General features: G+C 37.7%; 21 protein-coding genes, 2 pseudogenes and 1 riboswitch. Of the genes and pseudogenes, 18 read left to right on the top strand and 5 right to left on the bottom strand.

All coding sequences use genetic code 11. The features are described from left to right. Positions 1-12: 12 nt before the first annotated feature. Complete coding sequence (locus tag V6S17_RS07590; RefSeq protein WP_029092079.1) at positions 13-1,014, bottom strand: 2-keto-3-deoxygluconate permease; 1,002 nt, start codon at positions 1,012-1,014, stop codon at positions 13-15. Positions 1,015-1,144: 130 nt separating this feature from the next. Further along, positions 1,145-2,803 carry a sigma-54-dependent transcriptional regulator gene (locus tag V6S17_RS07585; protein WP_036027566.1) on the bottom strand — a complete coding sequence of 553 codons (1,659 nt, stop codon included), beginning with the start codon at positions 2,801-2,803 and terminating at the stop codon, positions 1,145-1,147. Positions 2,804-2,951: 148 nt separating this feature from the next. Here V6S17_RS07585 and V6S17_RS07580 point away from each other — a divergent pair, with 148 nt between their 5' ends. The 6 genes and pseudogenes from V6S17_RS07580 to V6S17_RS07560 all read left to right on the top strand — a co-directional run bounded on the left by V6S17_RS07580 (position 2,952) and on the right by V6S17_RS07560 (position 6,878). Then, positions 2,952-3,863 carry a Gfo/Idh/MocA family protein gene (locus V6S17_RS07580; protein WP_029092078.1) on the top strand — a complete coding sequence of 304 codons (912 nt, stop codon included), beginning with the start codon at positions 2,952-2,954 and terminating at the stop codon, positions 3,861-3,863. A gap of 115 nt (positions 3,864-3,978) precedes the next feature. Then, a complete protein-coding gene (locus V6S17_RS07575) occupies positions 3,979-4,347 on the top strand; it encodes a hypothetical protein (protein WP_029092077.1) in 369 nt (122 codons plus the stop codon). 204 nt (positions 4,348-4,551) lie between these two features. Next, a pseudogene (locus V6S17_RS12685) lies at positions 4,552-4,674 on the top strand (transposase); the annotation flags it as partial. A 170-nt stretch (positions 4,675-4,844) separates the two neighbouring features. Further along, positions 4,845-5,060: a hypothetical protein gene (locus tag V6S17_RS07570; protein WP_069124600.1), complete on the top strand. Its 216-nt coding sequence runs from the start codon at positions 4,845-4,847 to the stop codon at positions 5,058-5,060. A 74-nt stretch (positions 5,061-5,134) separates the two neighbouring features. Beyond that, positions 5,135-5,242, top strand: a pseudogene (locus tag V6S17_RS07565) (transposase); the annotation flags it as partial. Between the two features lie 448 nt (positions 5,243-5,690). Beyond that, complete coding sequence (locus tag V6S17_RS07560) at positions 5,691-6,878, top strand: glycoside hydrolase family 3 protein (protein WP_036027643.1); 1,188 nt, start codon at positions 5,691-5,693, stop codon at positions 6,876-6,878. Between the two features lie 229 nt (positions 6,879-7,107). Here the strand turns inward: V6S17_RS07560 and V6S17_RS07555 are convergent, their stop codons facing one another. After that, positions 7,108-8,823 carry an ABC transporter ATP-binding protein gene (locus V6S17_RS07555; RefSeq protein ID WP_029092074.1) on the bottom strand — a complete coding sequence of 572 codons (1,716 nt, stop codon included), beginning with the start codon at positions 8,821-8,823 and terminating at the stop codon, positions 7,108-7,110. Positions 8,824-9,083: 260 nt separating this feature from the next. Here V6S17_RS07555 and V6S17_RS07550 point away from each other — a divergent pair, with 260 nt between their 5' ends. Beyond that, entirely contained in the window at positions 9,084-9,686 is a 603-nt protein-coding gene (locus V6S17_RS07550; protein ID WP_029092073.1) for a viroplasmin family protein, read from the top strand. An 88-nt stretch (positions 9,687-9,774) separates the two neighbouring features. On the opposite strand, the gene V6S17_RS07545 is transcribed toward V6S17_RS07550, so the two are convergent. After that, positions 9,775-10,947: an iron-containing alcohol dehydrogenase gene (locus V6S17_RS07545; protein ID WP_029092072.1), complete on the bottom strand. Its 1,173-nt coding sequence runs from the start codon at positions 10,945-10,947 to the stop codon at positions 9,775-9,777. Between the two features lie 94 nt (positions 10,948-11,041). Next, positions 11,042-11,377 (bottom strand): winged helix-turn-helix transcriptional regulator, encoded by a 336-nt coding sequence (locus V6S17_RS07540; protein WP_036027563.1) that lies wholly within the window; start codon positions 11,375-11,377, stop codon positions 11,042-11,044. Between the two features lie 115 nt (positions 11,378-11,492). Here V6S17_RS07540 and V6S17_RS07535 point away from each other — a divergent pair, with 115 nt between their 5' ends. The 11 genes from V6S17_RS07535 to V6S17_RS07485 all read left to right on the top strand — a co-directional run bounded on the left by V6S17_RS07535 (position 11,493) and on the right by V6S17_RS07485 (position 22,003). Beyond that, entirely contained in the window at positions 11,493-12,215 is a 723-nt protein-coding gene (locus tag V6S17_RS07535; RefSeq protein WP_029092070.1) for an SDR family oxidoreductase, read from the top strand. 651 nt (positions 12,216-12,866) lie between these two features. After that, the gene (locus V6S17_RS07530; protein WP_029092069.1) at positions 12,867-13,586 is read left to right on the top strand and encodes a DUF2087 domain-containing protein; all 720 of its coding nucleotides are present in this window, start codon (positions 12,867-12,869) and stop codon (positions 13,584-13,586) included. A 19-nt stretch (positions 13,587-13,605) separates the two neighbouring features. Further along, positions 13,606-13,965, top strand: coding sequence for a GIY-YIG nuclease family protein (locus tag V6S17_RS07525; RefSeq protein WP_029092068.1), 360 nt, complete (start codon positions 13,606-13,608; stop codon positions 13,963-13,965). Positions 13,966-14,025: 60 nt separating this feature from the next. Beyond that, positions 14,026-14,463, top strand: coding sequence for a GNAT family N-acetyltransferase (locus V6S17_RS07520; protein ID WP_029092067.1), 438 nt, complete (start codon positions 14,026-14,028; stop codon positions 14,461-14,463). Between the two features lie 189 nt (positions 14,464-14,652). Then, a complete protein-coding gene (locus V6S17_RS07515) occupies positions 14,653-16,626 on the top strand; it encodes a BglG family transcription antiterminator (RefSeq protein WP_029092066.1) in 1,974 nt (657 codons plus the stop codon). Then, on the top strand, positions 16,616-17,074 hold the full coding sequence (locus V6S17_RS07510; RefSeq protein WP_029092065.1) for a PTS sugar transporter subunit IIA: 459 nt from the start codon (positions 16,616-16,618) through the stop codon (positions 17,072-17,074). The genes V6S17_RS07515 and V6S17_RS07510 overlap by 11 nt, the downstream gene beginning before the upstream one ends. Before the next feature lies 1 nt (position 17,075). Continuing rightward, positions 17,076-17,393 (top strand): PTS fructose transporter subunit IIB, encoded by a 318-nt coding sequence (locus V6S17_RS07505; RefSeq protein WP_029092064.1) that lies wholly within the window; start codon positions 17,076-17,078, stop codon positions 17,391-17,393. A gap of 33 nt (positions 17,394-17,426) precedes the next feature. Beyond that, complete coding sequence (locus tag V6S17_RS07500; RefSeq protein WP_029092063.1) at positions 17,427-18,527, top strand: PTS fructose transporter subunit IIC; 1,101 nt, start codon at positions 17,427-17,429, stop codon at positions 18,525-18,527. A 20-nt stretch (positions 18,528-18,547) separates the two neighbouring features. Beyond that, on the top strand, positions 18,548-21,145 hold the full coding sequence (locus tag V6S17_RS07495; protein ID WP_029092062.1) for an alpha-mannosidase: 2,598 nt from the start codon (positions 18,548-18,550) through the stop codon (positions 21,143-21,145). 48 nt (positions 21,146-21,193) lie between these two features. Further along, a riboswitch (guanidine-I (ykkC/yxkD leader) is annotated at positions 21,194-21,296 on the top strand. A gap of 53 nt (positions 21,297-21,349) precedes the next feature. Continuing rightward, complete coding sequence (locus tag V6S17_RS07490) at positions 21,350-21,670, top strand: DMT family transporter (protein WP_029092061.1); 321 nt, start codon at positions 21,350-21,352, stop codon at positions 21,668-21,670. An 18-nt stretch (positions 21,671-21,688) separates the two neighbouring features. Then, positions 21,689-22,003, top strand: a complete 315-nt coding sequence (locus V6S17_RS07485; RefSeq protein ID WP_029092060.1) for a DMT family transporter — start codon at positions 21,689-21,691, stop codon at positions 22,001-22,003. Positions 22,004-22,038 lie beyond the last annotated feature (35 nt).

Here is a 22,038-nt window from a genome sequence, read left to right as displayed (position 1 = left end):
AAACAGTCCTTTCTAGACGTTAGTATCGAGTGTTGTTTTTGTTGTCGGTTTCTCAGCATTGTACGCAGCGATATTGACACGTTTGGATAAGAAGCCGATGAAAATTGGTAATAAGATTGCTGTAGTGACAACGCTGGCAGCAATTTGAACAGTTGCGATTTGAGCAATCGGTTCGAATGAGGCATTTGCTGCTGCAATTACTAAAGGTGTGCCGACTGCGTTTCCAGCAGTTGAGCCTTCAGAAGCCCCAACAATCGGGTTCCAACCAATTTTCTTGAAAAGGACAAACCCAATACCACCTGTAAAGAGAACAGTTAAGACACCGAGCAATACGCCGCTTAAACCACCTTGAATAATGGCATTGAAGTCGATACCCATCCCTAAAGCGAAAGCGAAGAAAGGAACTAATTTGTCACTCCCATTATGTAAAAATTTACCCATTTTGGGATCGAGGTTACCAATAATGATACCAACAATCAATGGTAACAAAACGGCAACGAAAGCCATTGGAGAAAACATACCTTCAACGAAGCCCATTGTTCCAAAGATTGAAAGAGCGACCATTGTTAGGAAGGGACCATCACTCAAAGCAAGGAAAGGATAAGCTGCTTTATCTGCTTCTTTACCATATTGTCCAGCTAAAGCGATGTAAAGACCTCCGTTTGAGTTAGTCATTGCTGCAATAATTGCTAAAGGTGCCATGCCCAGGAAGAGCCCATTTGCCCCTGCCAATTTAATTGCGAGTAAACCAAATGCGGCGCCGAGCACCCATTTGAAAATGAGTAAGGTTAACCCTTTCTTAACGGATTCACCCGCTGTTTTGAATGTAATTTGAGTACCAGCGATGAGTAAGAAAAGAGCGATTAAAGCGCTAGCGCTATCGACGAAGAGTGCTTGTGTGAAGCCACCGATACGTAAAGCACCGGGAAAGAATGTATTAATCAAAGCCCCTAATAATAATGGGACAACCATCATACCGCCAGGGATTTTATCAAGTGTGCGTTTTATTTCCATTTGTGAAACCTCCTAATAAATTTGTTAAGCGCTTACACATAATACTAAAAGGAGTTGTTAATAAAAGCAACAGTATCCAATCGTGTTTTTTAAATAAAAATGAAAAGCGTTTAATATTGCAACAGTTGTATTAATCCTTTAATTTACGCCAAAGTGTTGCACGATTAATATTTAAGCGCTCGGCTGCTTTTGTTTGATTACCATCTTCGTCCGTTAAAACGTACTCTAAAATCTGGCGTTCAATGTCTTTAAAAGAACCTGTTAAGTCAAGTCCAGTGGCGATTGGTCGCTTTTTAGCACTTGCTTTTTGATAGGTATCTAAACCAATGACATACTTTGTTTCATTACTCATCATTAATTTAATTGTTTTTCGTAACGTTATCAAATGATGCGGATAGGTTGCTGTTTGCATCATCTGTAAAACGGCATCGGCAATTTTTACAGGTTTAAAATGATACTTTTCATGATAATACGTCATATAAAAATGGGTTAATTCTACAATGTTATCAGCGGTGCCATCGATTCCGTCGAGGTAAAGGACGCCTGTTTCAATTTGCAACGAATGGATGACACCCATTTCTTCGGCAGTCAAGATCAGTTGAATGTTTTTAGACAAAGCGCGCGTTATCAGTTCATTAAGTGCAACTGTGATATGACTGCTTTTAATATTTTTTAAAATCAACGTATGCACATTTTCTAACGACACATCAAAATTAGTGGCGTAACGTGTATCAACTTCTAATAAATTGCCATCTGATTCTTCTGAAAAAAACAACACACGAGCAAAGGTTTTTTTACCAACACCATTTTCACCCACAAGTGTCAGTGGTTGACGGCGTTTTAAAAATTGTTGAGCCGTGCCTTTTAACGTTTTATGCGCTGGGAGTTCATGGTATAACGGTGGCGAACTGATTAAACGAATACCTGTAGCACGTTGGTGCTCTGATTCATCTTTTGAAAAAACCAGCAGGTAGTATATTTTTTGATTGATTTTTTTACGTTGTGCCAAGACTTCAACCGTACGGCGTTCTTTGAAAATCGTTTTAATTTTATCCCGTTGTTGCAAAACGTGGATTAACGAACGAAGTGATGAGTCGCTGAGCGGCATCTCCTGATAATCTTTGTATTGTTGGAAAACAATCGTTTCGTTACTATCCATTAAGAGGTAATTGGGATAGGATTCACTGAAAAGCGCTTCAAAAACATCTTTAATTTCACGACTCTTATTGAAATGATTCGCCAAGTGAGTGGCTTCAGTAATGGCATTGATCAACGATTCGGTGCCACTTGTAATCAAAATGCTTTGTAAGCCGATTTTTGTGGCAGCGGTCACGGTGACAACGTCACCAATGACTTGTTTAATACCTTTTTCTTTTAGATCAAACAACAACGGTAATACGTCATCTTGATGAGTGACCGTATTCAATTGATAATGCCATTCAAATAAACTCATAATAGATTGGGCATTAGATGTGATGTTAGAAAAGCCAACAATCGCGGTATGAGCCATCTGTTTTTTTGCCAAGGTCAGAGAACGAATCATATCATAGCCAGAAATTTGGAGGTCAATCACAGGAATCGTAACAGCGTCGCGAATTAGTTGTGCAGTCCCACCACGGCTAATGATAATATCGGTGTCATCTGGATGAAGCGATTGTGCAATCGTCACACCTTCTTCAAGATTACCGACGTGATAGGTAATATGATGTGAGTCAAACAAAGGCAAGGCTTCTTCAATTTGTGGCACCATCGAAGCGTAAGGTGCAATGATTTCAATTCGTAATGGCAAGTGAGCCACCTCATTTCTTTGATTTACCACTTTAGTATACATGAGAACGATAAAAAACGTTATTTTTCTGTATTTGATAGGGAAATCATTTTGATATTTCACATAAAGCGGTATACTTAAAGTAATCGAAGTGAAGGTAGGGATAACGATGAAAAAAATAGGTGTAATTGGATTAGGGGGCATTGCTCAAAAAGCATACATGCCTGTCACAATGGCAATGCAAGATGAGGTGGAATGGTTTTTAAGCACGCGTGATCCGCAAAAGCTGGAACAACTCGGCAAAAAATATGGCATCACGAATTTATACACAAACTACCAAGATTTATTTGAAAGTGGTATTGAAGCTGTATTTATTCACACGGCTACCCATACGCATTCGGCAATGGTCGAAGCGGCTTTAAATAGCGGTTTACATGTGTTCGTTGATAAACCAATCAGTGAAAATTTGGCGGAAGTGAATGCCTTATTTGCTTTAGCAGCTGAAAAAGGGCTGATTCTAACAGCGGGCTTTAATCGACGTTATGCACCAATGGTACAACAATTGAAAACGATACCTAATAAGCGAATGATTCGTGTGGAAAAAAATCGTTGCAACAAACCAGGGGCACCGTTACGTTTTACCATTTATGATATTTTCATTCATTCATTAGACACAGCACTTTATTTATTAGATGATGCTATCGTTACGATTAATTCTCATATTACCACTAAAGACGGTGGGTTTGCGCGTGCGTTGGTTACGATAGAAACAGCGACAACGACCTGTGTGGTAACGGTAAACTTTGAAGCAGGTGTCAACTCGGAAATAATGGAAGTCCAAGCACCAGAAGGCACCGTTCGTCTAAATGATTTGGTGGATTATAAAACATACAGCGGTAATCAAATGACAACAACGCAATTCACTGATTGGGAGTCAACGCTTTATAAGCGAGGGTTCGAATCTTTAATTAAGGACTTTATTCATTCAATTGAAATAGGAGAATCACCCCTTACAGCTGAAAGTATCCTTCTGTCGCATGAAATTTGCGAACAAATGTTAGAGAAACACGACCAAAAATAAGTGCGAAAACGTATTTGTCAATCTTAAAAAAGTGTTGGCCTCTAACATCTTTTGATAGTCAGCTGAAGTGATTATTCAGTTATAATTAACTGATACTAGATATGGGGTGAAGATAATGAAATTAATGAGTAGTATTGGTTTGACACTGATTGCTATTGGTTCGTTATTAGCAAGCATTGTCCTTAGTTATATTGCAGGTTATTATGTGGATGAGTATGACGAATTATCAGCGAGCATGAGAGACAGTGGTTTTTTTGTCTTATTCGTGATCATTTTGTTCTTCGTTAATTTAGGTATCGTTATTTTCACACTCACTCGAACCATTAAACAGACACGTTTTCTACTATTTATTCAATTGATTACAGTATTGATGAGTGTATTTCTCACTGTAGCTATTTATTGTGGTTATGCGGAAACAAGGGACGCAATAAGGGAGACGAACAATGATCCCTATTTCTTTTTAGATGATTATATAGAACGTTAACACTTTAAAATAAAAAGAAAAAGCATGCCTGAATCGATTGTCGATTCGGACATGCTTTTTTTGCTCATTGATTAGTTGGGCTCTATAATTTATGTTGTTGAATTTTCACTGATGCAAGGAAACATGAAAGTATAGATATCTTGCCTACTCGAAGGGTTGCATCATTTGAAGAACTATTTTTAAAAGTATTCCTATGAAGCGAGAGTTTCTGTAAAAACTGTCGTGGTAGATATGAATGCACCTTTTACGCCTCTAATTAAAGACGTTATCTCAACCGTAATTGTCATTATTGATCGTTTCCATTTAGTTCAATTAGTGATGCGCTAGCTCAATCAAATACGTATCAAGCTCATGAACCGCTATGATACTACACGCCCAGAAGATAAGAAGATTTATCGTAAACTAAAAAGTATTGGAAATTACTACTTAAAAACAAAGCAGAGTTGCGTGATTCAGACTACCGCTACCAACGTTTATTTAAAGGTCCTAAAAGCTCTATGGGCATCATCGATTATTTCATGACACTTGATGTTGAATTTAAAGCAACCTATCAATTAGCACAAAACTTACTCGTTGCACTACAACATAAAAATATTTCAGCGTATCAAACACTTATTTTGGGTGCAAACAAATTGATTTCTACACAAATGAAACGCAGTCTAAGAACATTGAAAAAGTATTTCCCTGAAATACGACTGCAAAAATTCAGATGAATGGTACTTACTTTCTTCCGAAAGCTCCGTCCCATACTGCCTTCGTAAGCGAATAATTTCACAACACTGTCAGCAACAATAAAATTAAAATAATTAAACGTGTTAGTTTTGGTTACCGTAACTTTATAAATTTTCGCAATCGAATTCTACTGGGCTTCAATAGTAAACTTACAGCGTTATGACGTTTGTGAGGATGATTCTGGCGGGAAAAGTGGCATCTGAATACCCCACAGCGTAGCGAGGAGGATGAAAAGTCACCAAATAGTTGAAAGGGATGGTACTCGCTGTCGCTGCGTCCCATACTACTCTCGTAAAGCGGATGAATCCGCTACGATATTAGCAATGACTAAAAATAAGCAGCTAGCAAAAAAGACTTTTCTCACTAAATTTTGAATAACAACACTATTTGGCATAGAGCCATTATTGCTAACAGTCAATTATTACTCGACAATGCAGCAGTCGTTTCAGGTGATTTTAAGTCGATCAAACCCAAACGATTTTTATTCTTTTAAACGTCTATTATTGCCCATTTATATGGGCTTTTTTTGTGTTTTACGATATAAAAGGCAGTGGCACCACAAATAGCTAAATGTTATAATTTTATTAAGAGGGAAGAGAGCTGTGATAACGATGCAATTTAAAAAAAGACTATTTTTTGGCATATGTCTTACGTTAGCAACTGTATGTGTCGCGTGTCAGAGTAAAGTAACGGCACCGACCGAAACACCTAAACCAACAAATACAACAGAAAAACCAATCAAGAAAGATGCAAAAACACTTGCTGCTGAAAAAGAAGCGGCTGTTTCTAAAAAAATCACCAAAATGGTTGGAAAAATGACATTAGAAGAAAAAGTCGGTCAACTATTTCTTGTACGTGTTCCGGAAACCCATCAAATCGAGGATATTACCAAATTTCATCTCGGTGGTTATGTGTTATTCAGTCGCGATATGGACGGCGAAACACGCGAGTCACTCAAACAAAAAATTGCAAGTTACCAAGCTAAAAGTAAGGTGCCATTATTAATTGCTTCAGATGAAGAAGGAGGCACAGTCAGCCGACTATCACGTGGAAATGATTTAGTGAACACGGCATTCCCTTCACCACAAGATCTATACCGCTCAGGAGGATGGCAAGCGATCAAAGATGACATCATCAATAAGGCAGAAATATTCAAGTATTATGGTATTCAAACAGGCCTTGCGCCTGTTGCAGATGTTTCCACGGATAGTGCCTCGTTTATTTATGATCGTACAATTGGGTTACCACGTGAAGGAACGGTGGAATACGTTGAGCGCTCTGTTAAAGAAATGCACAAGCAGAATATCGGTTCAACGTTGAAACATTTTCCAGGATACGGCAACAATCGGGATTCACATGTAGAAATTGTCAGGGATATACGTCCACTGACAGAGCTAGAAAAAACAGATTTTTTACCGTTTATCGCCGGAATTAAAGCAGGTGCTGATAGTGTTTTGGTATCCCATAATATTATCAATGCGATTGATAAAGAACAACCTGCCTCTATTTCAAAACCCGTACATGATTTATTGCGTCAACAGTTAGGTTTTAAAGGTGTTATCATGACTGATGATATGGATATGGCAGGTTTAGCTGATTTCACAAGTCAAACAGAGGCTGGTTTTAAAGCAATCGAAGCAGGAAACGATCTGGTGTTATCTTCATCTTATGCGCAACAAATTCCGTTTATACTTGCTAAGGTGAAGGCAGGTGAATTATCTGAGGCAACAATTGAAACAGCTGCAGCGCGTGTTTTAAAATGGAAATATGATTTAGGGTTAGTGACTTTAAACGACTAACGTGAGGAGTTTACGAACAGCTTAATACCCACTGCATCATCGCCGATAGGGGTGGCAAAGTGGTGTTGTCGAAAATCAATTAACAGCTAAGCTCATTACTGTTATTAAAATCTACTGAGAACAAACATTAAAATCATTTGTATTTTGATGTGAGGCTGAGTAGATTTTTTATATGAAAAAACACCTTGGGTAGCCCAAGGTGAGTAAGAACAGTATTATCAGTAGAAGTTTAATCACGGAATTGTGCATCATGTAGCGCTTTATACGGGCCAGCATTAGCAATTAATTGTTCATGCGTGCCTTGTTCTGCAATCCCGCTTTCGTTAATAACAATAATGCGATCGGCATTACGAATTGTTGCTAAACGATGAGCAATAATAAGTGTTGTACGACCTTCTGTTAATTTGTCCAATGATGTTTGAATGATACGTTCGGTTTCTGTATCCAAAGCAGACGTTGCTTCATCTAAAATTAAAATAGGTGGGTTTTTAAGGAACATACGGGCGATAGCAAGGCGTTGTTTTTGACCGCCTGATAATTTAACACCGCGTTCACCAATAATCGTATCAATGCCATCTGTCATATTGTTAATGACTTCTTCAAGATTCGCGAGACGAGCAACATGCCAGATTTCATCATCCGTTGCATCCAAACGTCCATAAGCAATATTTTCACGAACCGTACCAGAAAAAAGGTACACATCTTGTTGCACAATCCCAATGTTTTTACGTAAAGAATGGAGTGTCATCTTACGAATATCGATATCATCCACACGAATGGCTCCCTCTTTCACATCGTAAAAGCGTGGCAATAAACTACAAAGTGTTGTTTTACCTGCGCCAGAAGGGCCAACAAATGCAATTGTCTCACCATTTTTAATCGTTAAGTCGATATTATTCAGCACTGTTTTCGAGCCTTCATAACCAAACGTTACATGATCGTAAACAATATTGCCAGTTAACGCAGGTGCTTCAATCGCATCTTCAGCATCAACAATCGTTGGCGCTTGGTTCATTGTTTCTGTAAAACGTTTGAAACCCGCTATCCCTTTAGGGTAACTTTCAATCACGGCGTTGATTTTTTCAATGGGGCGTACCAATACATTAGCGAGCAAGATAAATGCAACAAATTCACCGTTAGTCATTGCTCCGTTAATGCTGTAATAAGAACCCATGAAGAGTGTGAAGAGTGTCATTAGACGAATTAAAAGGTAGTTAATGGAAGAACTTTTTGCCATGGTGCGATAAAATGCTGTTTTAGCATATTTATAGCCATCATTGATGACACCAAAACGTTTTCGCTCATAATCTTCATTAGCAAAAGCTTTTACTACACGAATACCACCAATTGCATTTTCAAGACCGGCGTTAAAATTGGCGAGTGACTTGAAAATCTTTGAGTTTACACCTGTCATACGCTTGTTGAAATAAACAATCAAGAAGGCAATAAGCGGTACTAAAATAACAGTGGCAATCGCTAATTCAACGTGAATACGCATCATAATAAGGAAAGTACCAATAATTGTCATGATCGCAATGAACACATCTTCAGGACCATGATGTGCGACTTCACCAATTTCAAATAAATCATTCGTCATACGTGACATTAATTTACCTGTGCGTTGATTATCATAATAATCAAATGATTGTGTTTGCAAGTGTTCATACAAGTCACGACGCATATCTGATTCGATATTTAATCCCAAAATATGCCCCCAAAAAGTTACAATGTATTGCATGAAACTATTAATGATATAAAAGGCAAACAATGCGACAACTGCTGTGACAATCATTGTCCAATTTTGCGAAGGCAACAATGTATCAATCACACGATTGACTGCAAGTGGAAAAGCTAATTCTAACAGTGCAGCAAAAACAGCACAGGTAAAATCTAAAATAAATAACTTACGATAGGGTCGATAATACCCTATAAAATTTTTAATCATATGTAGACTATCCCCATTTCAGTTGAATTTGTTCTAATTGAGAATATCTCGGAGAAGCGTGGTAGAAAAACCGTATGTTTATAAATTGAAAACACTGTAATAACATGGTTAATAAAGGTATTAATTACAGGTGAGTGGTTTTTTAGTGAGATTTCTAATTGAGAATACTCTCTCTATAATAGTTCTTCTGAGAGGTAATTGCAAGATGGCAAAGTGGATAATTTTAAGGTAAGATAGAAAAGAGAGAGTGAGGCGATAGAATGGCAAAACAAAAATTTTATGCAATCAAGAAAGGCCATCGAGTGGGAATTGTTAATACATGGGCGGAATGCCAAGCGTTAACTAAAGGATACTCTGGAGCGATATACAAAAGTTTCCCCACAAAAAAAGAGGCTGAAGACTTTGTTCAAGGGATTAATAGTGCACAACCAGCACACATTGTGGCTTATAATCCAGGTGAATTAGTGGCATACGTCGATGGTAGTTACAACAAAAACACGGAAGAATTTTCATACGGTATGGTGATTATTGATAATGATAAAGTCATCCATCAAGAAGGTCGCAAATTTAAAAATGAATTTTCACCGATGCGTAACGTTGCAGGGGAAGTTTATGGTGCAAAACGGGCGATTGAATACGCGTCAGAATTAGGCAAAGATGTCGGTATTTATTATGATTATACCGGCATTGAGCACTGGGCTAAAGGCGAATGGAAAACAAATAATACTCTAACAAAAGGTTATCGCGAATATGTCAGTTCAATCAATAATATTAAGATTACTTTCCATAAAGTTGCAGCGCATACAGGTGTAGAATACAATGAAATGGTCGATCAAATCGCTAAGCAAGCTTTGTTTGGCTAGATAAGTTATATTTCACCAAAGAAAAAGCGATCCAGCACAGTGCTGAATCGCTTTTTTTGATGAGATAAAAATAGAGTGAGCTGTTTAATTAAAGGCTTGCTAACAATATTTCACGACTAATCTCAGGTGTTAAATCACCATGTTCTGATAATTTCACTTGATCATGTGCAATCAAGTTTGCCACAAGGGCATCAACATCTTTAGCAGTTAGGTCATACGCGCTAAGCGATGTAGGAACTTCTAATGACTCAAGGAAAGCAGCTGTTTTGTCGATAGCAGCAGTGATTCGTTCGTCGTCAGTTCCTGTTGTGATACCCCAAACACGCTCGCCGTATTGTAATAATTTTGATTGTTTTTGTGTTTTGCGGACAGTTAGCATTGCTGGTAAAATAGCAGCTAATGTACGTGCATGGTCAATATGGAAGAGGTTGGTAATTTCATGTCCAATCATATGTGTTGCCCAATCTTGTGGCACGCCTGGACGTAAAACGCCATTTAATGCGTTTGTTGCTGCCCACATAAAGTTGGCACGATCATTGTAGTCGGGTTCTGAATCATTCACAACACGAGGTCCAATTTCAATTAATGTTTGTAATAAACCTTCAGAAAAACGATCAGTGACAAGAGCGCCAGCATCGTAAGTCATGTATTGCTCAAAGATATGAACAAAGGCATCAACAATCCCATTGGCTAATTGACGTTTTGGTAAAGTATAGGTCAAAGTTGGATCTAAGAAAGAGAATTTAGGGAAGGTATGTGCACTCCCAAAACCTAATTTAGCCCCTTTTTCAACGAAAGTAATGACACTACCTGCGTTCATTTCTGAGGCAGTGGCAGGAAGCGTTAAAACGCTACCGAATGGTAATGCTGAATGGATGGGTAATTGTTTACCAATACCGCCACCAAACATATCAATAGGATCGCCATCAAATTCCGCTGCAGCAGCAACAAATTTAGTCCCATCAATAACAGAACCACCACCGACAGCTAATAAGAAATCGATTTTTTCGTCTTTCACAACAGCGACAGCTTTCATCAGTGTTTCATAGGTAGGGTTAGCTTCAACGCCAGCAAATTCCAAAACAGTACGTTTGCCTAATCCTTCACGGACTTTATCAATTGTTCCAAAACGACGAGCAGACTCGCCACCGAATAAAATTAAAACACGTGCTTCCTGTGGGATTAATGAATCCAATTCATTTAAACGCTCAGGTCCAAACACGATATGGGTAGGGTTATAAAAATCAAATGGTTGTATCATACTAACAACGCCACGCTTTCTTTTTTAGTTTGTCTTTCTGAAACAGTGAAAGTATAACACAGCTTTTTTTAATCACCAAGTTGAATGCTCGGTGTTATTCATCGCATAAGGTGCGTTGCAATTGATCGCTAGGAATAACGCTTAATCCCCAATTACAAATGACATTTAAAACCGGAATCAGTGAGTCGCCTTTGGGTGTCAATGAATACTCGACATGTGGGGGAACAACAGGATAAACGACACGTTTAATGAGGCCGTCTTTTTCCATTTCTTTCAATTGATTCGTTAAGGTTTTAGGTGATATTGAAGCAATGTACCGTTGTAATTCATTAAACCGTACAACTTTTCTTTCATATAATTCATACATAATCACAATTTTCCATTTGCCTTGAATGTGCTTCATAGTGGCATCAAATTCATTTAAATACATGATAAATAGCTCCTTACTTACCTCAAGGTAACTGACTGACCTAAATGTGCGTACTAGTATTATTGCTAGTTTGTTCTATACTAATAGTATCATATAAAAGAGAGAAGGAACGGTCATGAAAAAATTAATCGTAATTACAGGTGCCAGCAGTGGTTTTGGAAAAGAAATGGCGCTCCATTTTAGTGCGGCAGGACATCCTTTGTTATTATTAGCTAGGCGTACAGCCCCCATGTTAGCATTAAATCTTCCAAATACACTCGTTAAAGAAGTAGATGTGACGGATTACAAAGCATTTGAAGCAGCGATTCATGAAGCTGAATCTATCTACGGTAAAGTTGATTTACTCGTTAATAATGCGGGGTTAATGTTATTAGGTAATATTTGGACACAAGATCCTGCTGAATGGCAAACGATGCTTAATGTCAATGTACAAGGTGTTTTAAATGGGACCAAAATTGTATTAGCAGATATGATGGCGCGTAATGAAGGCTCAATTATTAACGTCTCATCCATCGCAGGTAAAAAAACATTTGGTAATCACGCAGCCTATTCAGCGACTAAATATGGTGTGCATGCTTTGACTGAAACGATTCGTGAAGAAGTCAGTGCTACAAATGTACGTGTGATGCTTGTGGCTCCTGGGGCAGCTGAAACCGAGTTGTTACAACACACAACAGATAACGACATCAAAGAAGGTTACAATGAATGGAAAGAAACAATGGGTGGCATTTCGCTTGATCCTAAACACGTGGCTAACTCTGTGAAGTTTATGTACGACTTACCACAAGAAGTCAGCATTCGCGAGCTGGTGATTGCTGCGACGAAACAAGGCAGCTAGTTAAGAATTGAGTACTATTATCGTAGTGAATTTATTCACTTTACGAAAGTAGTATGGGTGCTGACATCGTAGTGAATTTATTCACTTTACGAGAGTAGTATGGGACGGAAATTGCGTTAGCAATTGAGTACCAATCCATAAGCAATTGAGTACCATTCCTTTGCTACCATCCTAACGAAGTTGTGCGTGTACGAGAGTAGTATGGGTGCTGACATCGTATTGAGTGTATTCGCTCTACGAGAGTAACATTCCTTAAATACTTTAAAACAACGATTATCATCCCCGATAATTGTTGTTTTTTTGTTTTAGCTCAAAGTTTGCCTCTAATTGTCCTCATTAGGTGTATTTGGTATACTATTATTGTTATTTAACCATTTATTTAGGTCTTTAACAAACTTTAAATAGTACAAAAGTTTTATTAAGGATACAAACGGAGGCACAATCATTTTATCTCTATGATTATGATAACCATTTACTCGAACTACATACAGGTACAATTGAAGAGCGTATAGCAGGCTATAGCGATAATTTATAAGACAAAAACATCAGGGTATTTACTGTGGTGTTTTTGTTTGCTAAAATAATAAACAATATAAACGTGTTGACAATTTTAGTAAACGTTATATAATAATAGTGTGAGGAGTTGAGGGTATGAATTTATTGGAATTAAGCCTTAATGAGCTTAAACAGGGGTACCATGAGCAAAATCAACAATTGCATTGTAATTATTGTGATTGTGTATTTCCTTTGATGCAAAAGGAATCCCCAGAATTGATGGCAGCACATCTTAAAACACTGCACGGTCCAAATCATCTACAATTAATCCAATTGGATAGTAAATACAATACGTTAACGGAAAAACAGCGCGACTTATTAGTTGTTTTTAGCAGTGGAGCAAAAGATAAGGCGATTGCTACTGAAATGGGTGTATCACCCGCAACGATTCGTCACCAACGTTTTACATTTCGTGAGAAAGCAAAGCAAGCAAAATTGTATTTGGCAACGTATGAAATGTGTTTTGAGCAAACTGAAGTGTCGCTGTTAGCGGTGCCTGAACGAGCAATGGATGTTGATGTTGATGCGCGTTTTGCTATAACAGAGGAAGAGTATACGGCAACAGTCAAACGCTATTTTGATTTTAGCAATGACCGTTTAGAGTTGCGACGTTGGCCAAAACAACAAAAAGTTATCATCACACTTTTGCATCGTGTGATTGAAGAATTTCAGCACAACAAACACTACACAGATAAAGAAACGACAGCCCTTCTAAAAGATATTTACTTTGACTATGTGATATTGCGCCGCTATTTAATAGAATATGGCTTTTTAGATCGGACAGCAGATGGACGGACATACTGGCGTTGTTCTTAAAATTAAAGGAGGAAATTTAATGGATAATGAACGGAAAAAAGCGTTACAACGCGAATACAAAGAAATGACAACCTATTACGGTGTCATTCAAATAAAGAATAATCATAATGGTAAAATTTTTCTTGATACAGTCCCAAATACAAAGAATCGTTGGCATTTTTACAAGTTGAATCTTTGCAACAATTTTTACCGTCATACCGATTTGCAAACGGATTGGAATGAACAAGGTGAAACGGCATTCAGTTACGAAGTATTATGGGAGAAAAAGACAGATGATGTCATTGATATGAAGTTTGAGTTAAAGCAACTAAAAAAAGAATGGTTCGAAAAATTACAACCGTTTGATGAAAAAGGCTATAATAAGCCGTTGCGCGATTAATGTATATAAAGACTCTAAATTAGAAGTATAACTTGACTTAAAGAGAATTGAGGGCAAGAAATGATTAGACCTTTTAAACCAAGTGATTTAGATGAGCTGATGCTGATTTGGCTTAAAACAAATTGTGAAGCACATCATTATATTGCTAAAAGTTATTGGGAAAGTAATTTTGAAAACGTAAAAGAGCTGTTACCACAAGCCACTATTATGGTAGCTGAAAATAAGCAAACACATAAGATAGAAGGTTTTATTGGGACGATGGCAACTTTTATTGCGGGTATTTTCGTTGATAGCGCCAGCCAATCAAATGGAATCGGTAAGTTATTACTGGACTCAGCTAAGGCTCACAGTTCAGAATTATTGTTAGAAGTGTACCAAAAGAATACAAAGGCAATCGCTTTTTACCAACGTGAAGACTTTGTTATCACAGCAGAGAAACACGATGAAGACACAAATGAAGCGGCGTTAGTCATGAAATGGACGAAGACTAAGGACTAGCTATTTATATCAAAATAAGATAGGACATAAAGCACTGTTACGCTTATAATAGCGATAAGTAGTGTCTTTATGTTTTTTTGATGGCATCAAATAAGGCATTTGACAAAATTACCGTATTAAAAACGGTAACTTTAGCTGTATGGAAAAAATCTATTCTATACTATTATGTAATTAAGGGAGGGGAACAAAATGAAAGCGTTGTCAATGGATACAGACAGTCGGGAAAAACGCATCTTACAATATCTATTGAAAAAAGACGTCACGACAGTGAAACACATTGCTGAGTTTATGAATTTGTCTGAAAAGACAGTTTCCAATTCACTGAAAGTGATTGATGATTTTCTACAAGACTATAGGCTTTCAGTCGTTCGGAAACCTAAGATTGGCGTCTTTATTGACGGTGATTTAAAAGAGATTCGCAGCGTTATCAATGTGATGGACTATCAAACTAAAATGGTTCCCTCGACAAAAGAAGAACGCATCACTTTTATTTTTATCCAGCTAATTAAAGCAGAAGGCTATATTACAATGACTGATTTAGCAGAAGAACTTTATATCAGTCGAGGGACGATCGAAAGCGATTTAATTATCGTGGAGCGTTTGCTTAGACAAGAACGTTTTATACTAGAGCGTCGTAAAGGATATGGGATCAGGCTGACTGTCACAGAAGATGAAAAACGTCGTTTAACTTCATTGTTAATACATAACTTTTGGGGAGAAAATTGGCACCTATCAAAAGATGCAGAAAAAGCACGACAAGCATTTGAAATTATACCTGAAGAAGTTCAAAGTTTATTTTCAGAGGATAGTTTAAAGAAAATAATTAAAATTGTAAAAGCCTTTAGTGAAAGTAAACAGTTTAAGTTTACTGATTATGCTTTTCAATCGATTGTGATTCATCTAGCTATTGCAGTCGAACGAATTAAACAAGGTGAATACATCCATGATGAAGCTAAACATTTCTTGTCTAGCGATGATACCGATAGTATCGAAAAGGCACATTATTTAGCAAAAATGATTGAGGATGAATTGGCTATCATTATTCCCGAATCAGAAATATCATACATAACGATTCACTTAGCGGCAGCTTCTGATCACTTACTCACACCGAATAAACAAACGGATACAACAGACACTATCAAACGTTTACGTGGCATTATCAAACAACATTTCACGCATTCAAGTTACGATGGACAATTAATTGAAGGTTTGATGACACATATTCAATCTGCTATCAATCGGTTAACGTATGGTTTTAGTATTAAGAACCCTTATGTTGAAAGTATTAAATTCAACTTTACACACGCGTTTGAAGAAGCCGCTAGGTTTAAGGCGATTATCGAAAAAGAGTATTTTGTGATGATTGACGATGATGAAACAGCTTATATTGCGCTGCATTTTGAAGCGTTTTATGAACGGTTACCAAGTGCTAAAAAAGGCATATCAGCAGTACTTGTTTGCAGCACAGGATTAGGTTCAGCACAGTTACTAGCTGCACGGATTCGGAAGTATTTTCCAGATATTGATATTAAAGCAATTTATTCATTACAAGAGGAAATGGACAAGGATATTACATCAGATGTTGTCATCAGTACCATTTATCTGGAGTTCATGGATATGCCGACCATTGTTGTTTCACCGATGATGACACGCGAAGATATTAAAATAATGGAACAGAGTTTGGTGCAGTTAAAACATGCAACGCCTGCAGGGATTAATCCTTTTTTATCATTATTACGCGAAGAAAATTGTTATGCACAAGCTGACTTTAAAACAATGGAAGATGTGATTCAGGCGATTGGTACTGATTTAATTGCAAAGGGCTATGCGACAGAGGGTGTTATTGAGAGTGCGATTCAACGCGAAGTCCTTTCGTATACGTCGTTCAATGCATTAGCAACCCCGCATGCTGACCCACGTTTCATTCAAAAATCAAACATTGTTGTGATGACATTAGTTGAACCTCTTTTATGGGGTGACATCATGGTTGATAAAGTCTTTTTCATCGCTTTACAAAATGATCAAACATTGGACTTTGAGCGTGTGTATGAAGCCTTTTTCAATTTATTAGATAACGAACATAACCTCCAACAATTAACAGCAGCACGAACAAACGACACACTATATCAATTATTAATGAAGGGTGATACGTATGAAAGTTGAAGAAATTCTAAAAAAACAAAATGTTTTATTTGATTTACAAGGCACAAAAAAAGAAGAAGTCATCGGTGAGATCAGTCAAAAATTAGCACATGCTGGTTTTGTAGCAGATGCGGAAGTGTTTTTAGCGTCTGTACTAGAACGTGAAATACATGCCACAACTGGGATTGGCAATGCGATTGCTATTCCTCATGGTAAAAGTACCACAGTAACGGAATCCACGATTGTATTCGCGAGGACGTCACAGGATATTGAATGGGAATCATTGGATGATCAACCCGTTAACTTACTGATATTATTGGCAATCAGTGATGCGGATAAAACCGATGGTCATTTACGTTTATTATCCGAAATTGCCACAAAATTAATGGATGATGATATCGTCGCAGCATTGAAAGAAGCAACAACACCTGAAGCAGTACTTACAATATTAAGTAAAGGGGATGAATAATATGAAAAGAAAAGTAATCGCAATTACAGCATGTGCAACAGGGGTGGCTCATACATTTATGGCCGCTCAAGCGCTCAAGAAAGCAGCAAAACAAATGGATGTCCTTATTAAGGTCGAAACGCAAGGGGCATTGGGGATTGAGAATGCGCTCACTGAAAAAGATGCAGGAATTGCCGAAGTTGTTATCTTTGCAGTGGATACCAAAGTTCGTGACAAAGAACGTTTTGCTGGAAAACACATTTTAGAAGTACCTGTGAATGCACCAATTAAAGATGGTCAAAAAGTGATTCAAGATGCTTTAAATTTAGTTGATAACTAATACCACTAAAATAGGGAAATGAGGATGAAGATAATGATGAAAACAATTGGGAGTGAACTAAAAAAACACGTACTAACAGGGATTTCGTATATGATTCCATTGGTTATTGCAGGGGCAGTTATAATGGCAATATCACGCGTGGGTGGTTCTATTTATGGCATTGCAGATATTTGGGATGCGAAGCATGCTGAAAGTGCTAACAACTTAATTCGTTTGTTACATAGCTTAGATGGTTTTGGGGGCATGGCATTAGGGTTAATGTTCCCTGTAATCGCAGCTTTTATTGGGTACTCAATTTCCGATAAGTTAGCAATTGCCCCAGGTTTAGTTGCTGGGATGTTAGTAAAAGATATTGGTGCTGGTTTCCTAGGTGCTTTAGCAGCCGGTTTAATTGCAGGTTATACCTGTTTATTGTTAAAGAAATATGTAAAATTACCAAAAGCAGCGGCATCCGTTGTTCCCGTCTTTATCGTACCCGTATTTGGTACATTGATTACCGTTCTTTTAATTAACTACGTTGTAGGTATCCCGTTTGCAAGTTTAAATACAGGCTTAGAAAACTGGTTAAATGGTCTTTCAGGTACAAACCAAATTTTAATGGCAGCGATTATCGGTGGTATGGTTGGGTTTGACCTAGGTGGACCTGTTAACAAAGCAGCAGTCACAACAGCAATGGCATTGTTAACAACAGGGATCTATGCACCGAACACAGCGGCACAAGTTGCGATTATTATTCCACCACTTGGTTTAGGTTTAGCGACAATTTTAGCGAAACGTAAATATAACACAGAATTGCGCGAAGCGGGTAAATCTTCATTAGTAATGGGCTTTGTGGGTATCAGTGAGGGTGCAATTCCATTTGCAGTTGAATCACCACTAAAAGTTATGCCAGTCACTGTGATCGGTTCCGCAATTGGTAGTGCATTAGCAGTTGGTTTAGGTTCGGTTAATAAAGCGCCAATCAGCGGTTTTTATGGCTGGTTCACAGTTGAAATGTGGCCAATCTACGTTCTTTCTATCGCAGTCGGTACATTTGTAGTAGCAGGATTAACGATACTCTTACGTGGAAACCCAGTGATTGTAGATGAAGAAACAGTCATTGATGATATTGATGAAGCAGAGTGGGAAGCATAAATTAACAATAGGAGGTTATTATGACGAAAGCACATATTGTCAATCATACGCATTGGGATCGTGAATGGTACTTTACTTCAGCAGATTCATTAGTACTCAGTGAACAATTGTTTACAGAGGTGATTGAAGAGTTGTTAGCACATCCTGAAGCAACCTTTGTACTGGACGGACAGATTTCGATTTTAGATGACTACATGACGTTACACCCTGATAAGTTAGAGGCCATCCGCCAATTAGTCGCTGATAAACAATTGTTTATCGGCCCATGGTATACACAAACAGATGCCTTTTTTACGCAAGGGGAATCCATTTTACGCAATGCGATGATTGGGATTTTTGATAGTAAAAAATACGGCGATTATTTACCGATAGGTTATTTACCAGATACGTTTGGTTTCAATGCGCAAATACCGACTTTACTGAATCAAGTGGGCTTCAAATCATTGATTTTCTGGCGTGGGATTGATTTAGGTACACAAGTTACGTCACCTTATTTTAAATGGCGCGGCTTAGCAGAAAATCGAGAGGTAACGGCGATTAACATGCCCCATGGTTATGGTACGGGAATGTTGTTGGAAGCAAGCAGTGCTTTTGCTGAGGGACGTTTAGATCCTGCCATTGATTTTATTGCTGAACGGAGTCAAACGGAGGAAGTCTTAATTCCATCAGGGAATGATCAATTAAATATTATTCATGATTTTAGTGATAAAATCGCAGGGTTAAATGAAATTGGTCAACATGACTATCAAATGAGCACATATCAAGACTTCATAGCCTATGTTGAAACATTACCAGAATTGGAACAGTATCAAGGTGAATTTCGTGAGCCAAAATTGGCGCGTGTGCATAAAACAATTGGTTCAAGTCGGATGAACATTAAAGTAGCGAACTATCACATGGAACAGAAATTATTGAAGCGAATTGAACCGTTATTAGTCATTTCCAAAGCATGTGGCATCAATATTTCAGAACGATTGTTAATGTTAATTTGGAAAAAAGTGTTAGAAGGTCAAGCGCACGATAGTTTAGCAGGCTGTGTATCTGATGCTGTGGCAGAAGATATTATGCACCGAATGAAAGAGGCTAACGAAATGGCCGATAGTATTGAGAATACAATTGTTAAGAAAATTGCAGATGATTTAGCTTTAACAGATAAAGAAGTTATCATCTTTAACACAGACTTGACAGTATTCAACGGCTATAAAACAATCACGGTGATTACTGAAACAAAAGACATTCAATTTGTGAATCATCGAGATGCGACTATCATTGCAGAAGAATTTGTTGCCGCACGTGATAATATCATGCAAGAAACACCTAACGGTAATATCTTTATTCAAGAACCGGGTTACTTTATTTTAAAAGTACGTATTGCTGTGGAATTACCTGCTTTAGGCTATAAAGTGATTGAATTTGCAAATGCAGAAAAAGAACTGCAAACGATTGTACCCACTGATGCAAAGCAAATTGGAAATGAAAACTACACGCTTGTTTTCGAGAATAAGCAACTCAATTTACATTTAGCTTCTGGAAAAATTATCGAGCACGTGATTCAATTAGAGGATATTGGCAATAATGGCGACACCTATGATTTCTCACCTTTAGAAAACGAACAAGCTTTGTTATTAGGGTTTGATCATGCGAGAGTGGAAGAATCACCCACTTTCTCACGCTTGATTTTAACGGCAACCTATCAGTTACCACTTAATTTAGAACAACGTATCGATACACAAGAAACAGGCGAGGTTGCTGTGGAATTGACGATAGAACTAGCAACAGGCAGCTCAATTATTCAAAGCGCTTTACGTGTGAACAATCAAGTGGATAGTCATCGTTTACGTGTGTTGTTTCAAACAGACATTGCGAATGAACAAAGTATTGCGTCGTTGCCTTTTGGCTTTGTAACACGCGAAAATCATGACGTGCCCGATTGGGAAAAAAATTATGTTGAACGCCCAGTGAATATCGAACCGCTAGTTAAAAGTGTGTCGATGTCAGATGAAGAGAACGTCTTTACCGTTTTAACTAAAGGGATCAAAGAATATGAAGTGTCACGCCATCAAATTTGTGTGACGTTATTAGCGACAACCGGCCAATTAGGTAAACCCGATTTATTATATCGTCCAGGTCGTGCATCTGGTGATACAACAAAACGAGGTCATGTCTTTATTCCAACCGAAGAGTCACAATTACGTGGAGAGCATTGTTTTGAATTTGGTTTTTATGTGGCAGAAGCGGCGTTTGATGAACAAAACACTGCAGAATTAGCAGCAGCATATGAACAAGAAAATATTGATTATCAACATCAAACACTTAATTTTTTCTTGCATCGTATCGATAATAAAATTCAAAAATCAGAACGTTTACTGAATTTGGCACAACGGTTAGAAATCATCAGATTCCCAGATAATACGTTAGTAACAGCCTGTCACCCCTCATATTATGATGCGGATAGTTGGATTGTGCGTGTGCAAAACCCCACAAAGACAACCTTCCCGTTAGATACAAGCACGCTAGATTTGAGTAAAGTAACAGTCGTTAACGCCATAGAAACAAGACAAGAACAAAATTTTGAAGTTCCTGCGTATGATAGTTTAACGTTAAAAATAAAATTTTAGTTTGTTTGTTATTTTAAACTGTGCTATAGTTAAATGACTAATTAAATACGAAAACATTTCTAGGGTTCCGCGACAGTTTACTGTTGGCCTGGTCCGAGAGAAATGCGCAGCCGCTATGGGTGTGACACGGAAGGACAAAAGCCTGGGAGAAACGAATTTTCGTTTTTCTTAGGTTTTTTATTTTGATAGAGGAGGCGTTAAGCCATGAGTAAAAGTACGTTATTAATTGTGCTAGCAAGTTTAGCAGAAGTGGGTTGGGTCATTGGTCTAAAACATTCTACCAACGTATTGGAGTGGGGATTGACCGTTGTTTGTATTGCCGTTTCATTCGGACTCTTAATTAAAGTTAGCGAGACCAATGCTGTCAGTACATCATATGCATTGTTTGTTGGATTAGGAACATTAGGGACCGTTTTATCGAGTGTCTTTTTTTTCGGAGAACCAATGACAGTATTAAAAGCAGGACTATTAGTGATATTAATGACAGGTGTTGTGGGATTGAAATTAACATCAACAGAAAAATAGGAAGGATGTGTTACTGAAATGGCTTGGATAATATTAATTATTGGTGGATGTTTTGAAGTAGTCGGTGTGGCAAGTATTAACCGTTGGGTTAATAAAAAGAATATTAAGCACATGGTAGAATTAGTTATTGCTTTTGCCTTAAGTTTTGCGCTGTTATCGTATGCGATGAACACGATCCCAATGGGAACAGCTTATGCAGTATGGACAAGTATTGGTACAGCTGGTTCGGCAATCGTCGGCATGTTCTTTTTTGGCGATGCTAAAAGTGTAAGACGTATTCTGTTTATCACACTTATTATTGCTGCAACAGTAGGTCTAAAATTGATTTCTTAGCAGATGATATTGTTATCACTTTCGTGTAAAATAGA

The organism is Brochothrix thermosphacta DSM 20171 = FSL F6-1036, assembly GCF_036884295.1.
Classification (GTDB): Bacteria; Bacillota; Bacilli; order Lactobacillales; family Listeriaceae; genus Brochothrix; species Brochothrix thermosphacta.
The sequence above is the reverse complement of the archived record's forward strand: the minus strand, read 5'-3'. Positions and strand labels throughout refer to the sequence as shown.

Excerpts from the sequence above, each read along its gene's own strand:
- V6S17_RS07590 (WP_029092079.1), bottom strand. The coding sequence starts at position 1,014 with ATGGAAATAAAACGCACACTTGATAAAATCCCTGGCGGTATGATGGTT.
- V6S17_RS07580 (WP_029092078.1), top strand. The coding sequence starts at position 2,952 with ATGAAAAAAATAGGTGTAATTGGATTAGGGGGCATTGCTCAAAAAGCA.
- V6S17_RS07575 (WP_029092077.1), top strand. The coding sequence starts at position 3,979 with ATGAAATTAATGAGTAGTATTGGTTTGACACTGATTGCTATTGGTTCG.
- V6S17_RS07570 (WP_069124600.1), top strand. The coding sequence starts at position 4,845 with ATGGGCATCATCGATTATTTCATGACACTTGATGTTGAATTTAAAGCA.
- V6S17_RS07560 (WP_036027643.1), top strand. The coding sequence starts at position 5,691 with ATGCAATTTAAAAAAAGACTATTTTTTGGCATATGTCTTACGTTAGCA.
- V6S17_RS07555 (WP_029092074.1), bottom strand. The coding sequence starts at position 8,823 with ATGATTAAAAATTTTATAGGGTATTATCGACCCTATCGTAAGTTATTT.
- V6S17_RS07550 (WP_029092073.1), top strand. The coding sequence starts at position 9,084 with ATGGCAAAACAAAAATTTTATGCAATCAAGAAAGGCCATCGAGTGGGA.
- V6S17_RS07545 (WP_029092072.1), bottom strand. The coding sequence starts at position 10,947 with ATGATACAACCATTTGATTTTTATAACCCTACCCATATCGTGTTTGGA.
- V6S17_RS07540 (WP_036027563.1), bottom strand. The coding sequence starts at position 11,377 with ATGTATTTAAATGAATTTGATGCCACTATGAAGCACATTCAAGGCAAA.
- V6S17_RS07535 (WP_029092070.1), top strand. The coding sequence starts at position 11,493 with ATGAAAAAATTAATCGTAATTACAGGTGCCAGCAGTGGTTTTGGAAAA.
- V6S17_RS07530 (WP_029092069.1), top strand. The coding sequence starts at position 12,867 with ATGAATTTATTGGAATTAAGCCTTAATGAGCTTAAACAGGGGTACCAT.
- V6S17_RS07525 (WP_029092068.1), top strand. The coding sequence starts at position 13,606 with ATGGATAATGAACGGAAAAAAGCGTTACAACGCGAATACAAAGAAATG.
- V6S17_RS07520 (WP_029092067.1), top strand. The coding sequence starts at position 14,026 with ATGATTAGACCTTTTAAACCAAGTGATTTAGATGAGCTGATGCTGATT.
- V6S17_RS07515 (WP_029092066.1), top strand. The coding sequence starts at position 14,653 with ATGAAAGCGTTGTCAATGGATACAGACAGTCGGGAAAAACGCATCTTA.
- V6S17_RS07510 (WP_029092065.1), top strand. The coding sequence starts at position 16,616 with ATGAAAGTTGAAGAAATTCTAAAAAAACAAAATGTTTTATTTGATTTA.
- V6S17_RS07505 (WP_029092064.1), top strand. The coding sequence starts at position 17,076 with ATGAAAAGAAAAGTAATCGCAATTACAGCATGTGCAACAGGGGTGGCT.
- V6S17_RS07500 (WP_029092063.1), top strand. The coding sequence starts at position 17,427 with ATGATGAAAACAATTGGGAGTGAACTAAAAAAACACGTACTAACAGGG.
- V6S17_RS07495 (WP_029092062.1), top strand. The coding sequence starts at position 18,548 with ATGACGAAAGCACATATTGTCAATCATACGCATTGGGATCGTGAATGG.
- V6S17_RS07490 (WP_029092061.1), top strand. The coding sequence starts at position 21,350 with ATGAGTAAAAGTACGTTATTAATTGTGCTAGCAAGTTTAGCAGAAGTG.
- V6S17_RS07485 (WP_029092060.1), top strand. The coding sequence starts at position 21,689 with ATGGCTTGGATAATATTAATTATTGGTGGATGTTTTGAAGTAGTCGGT.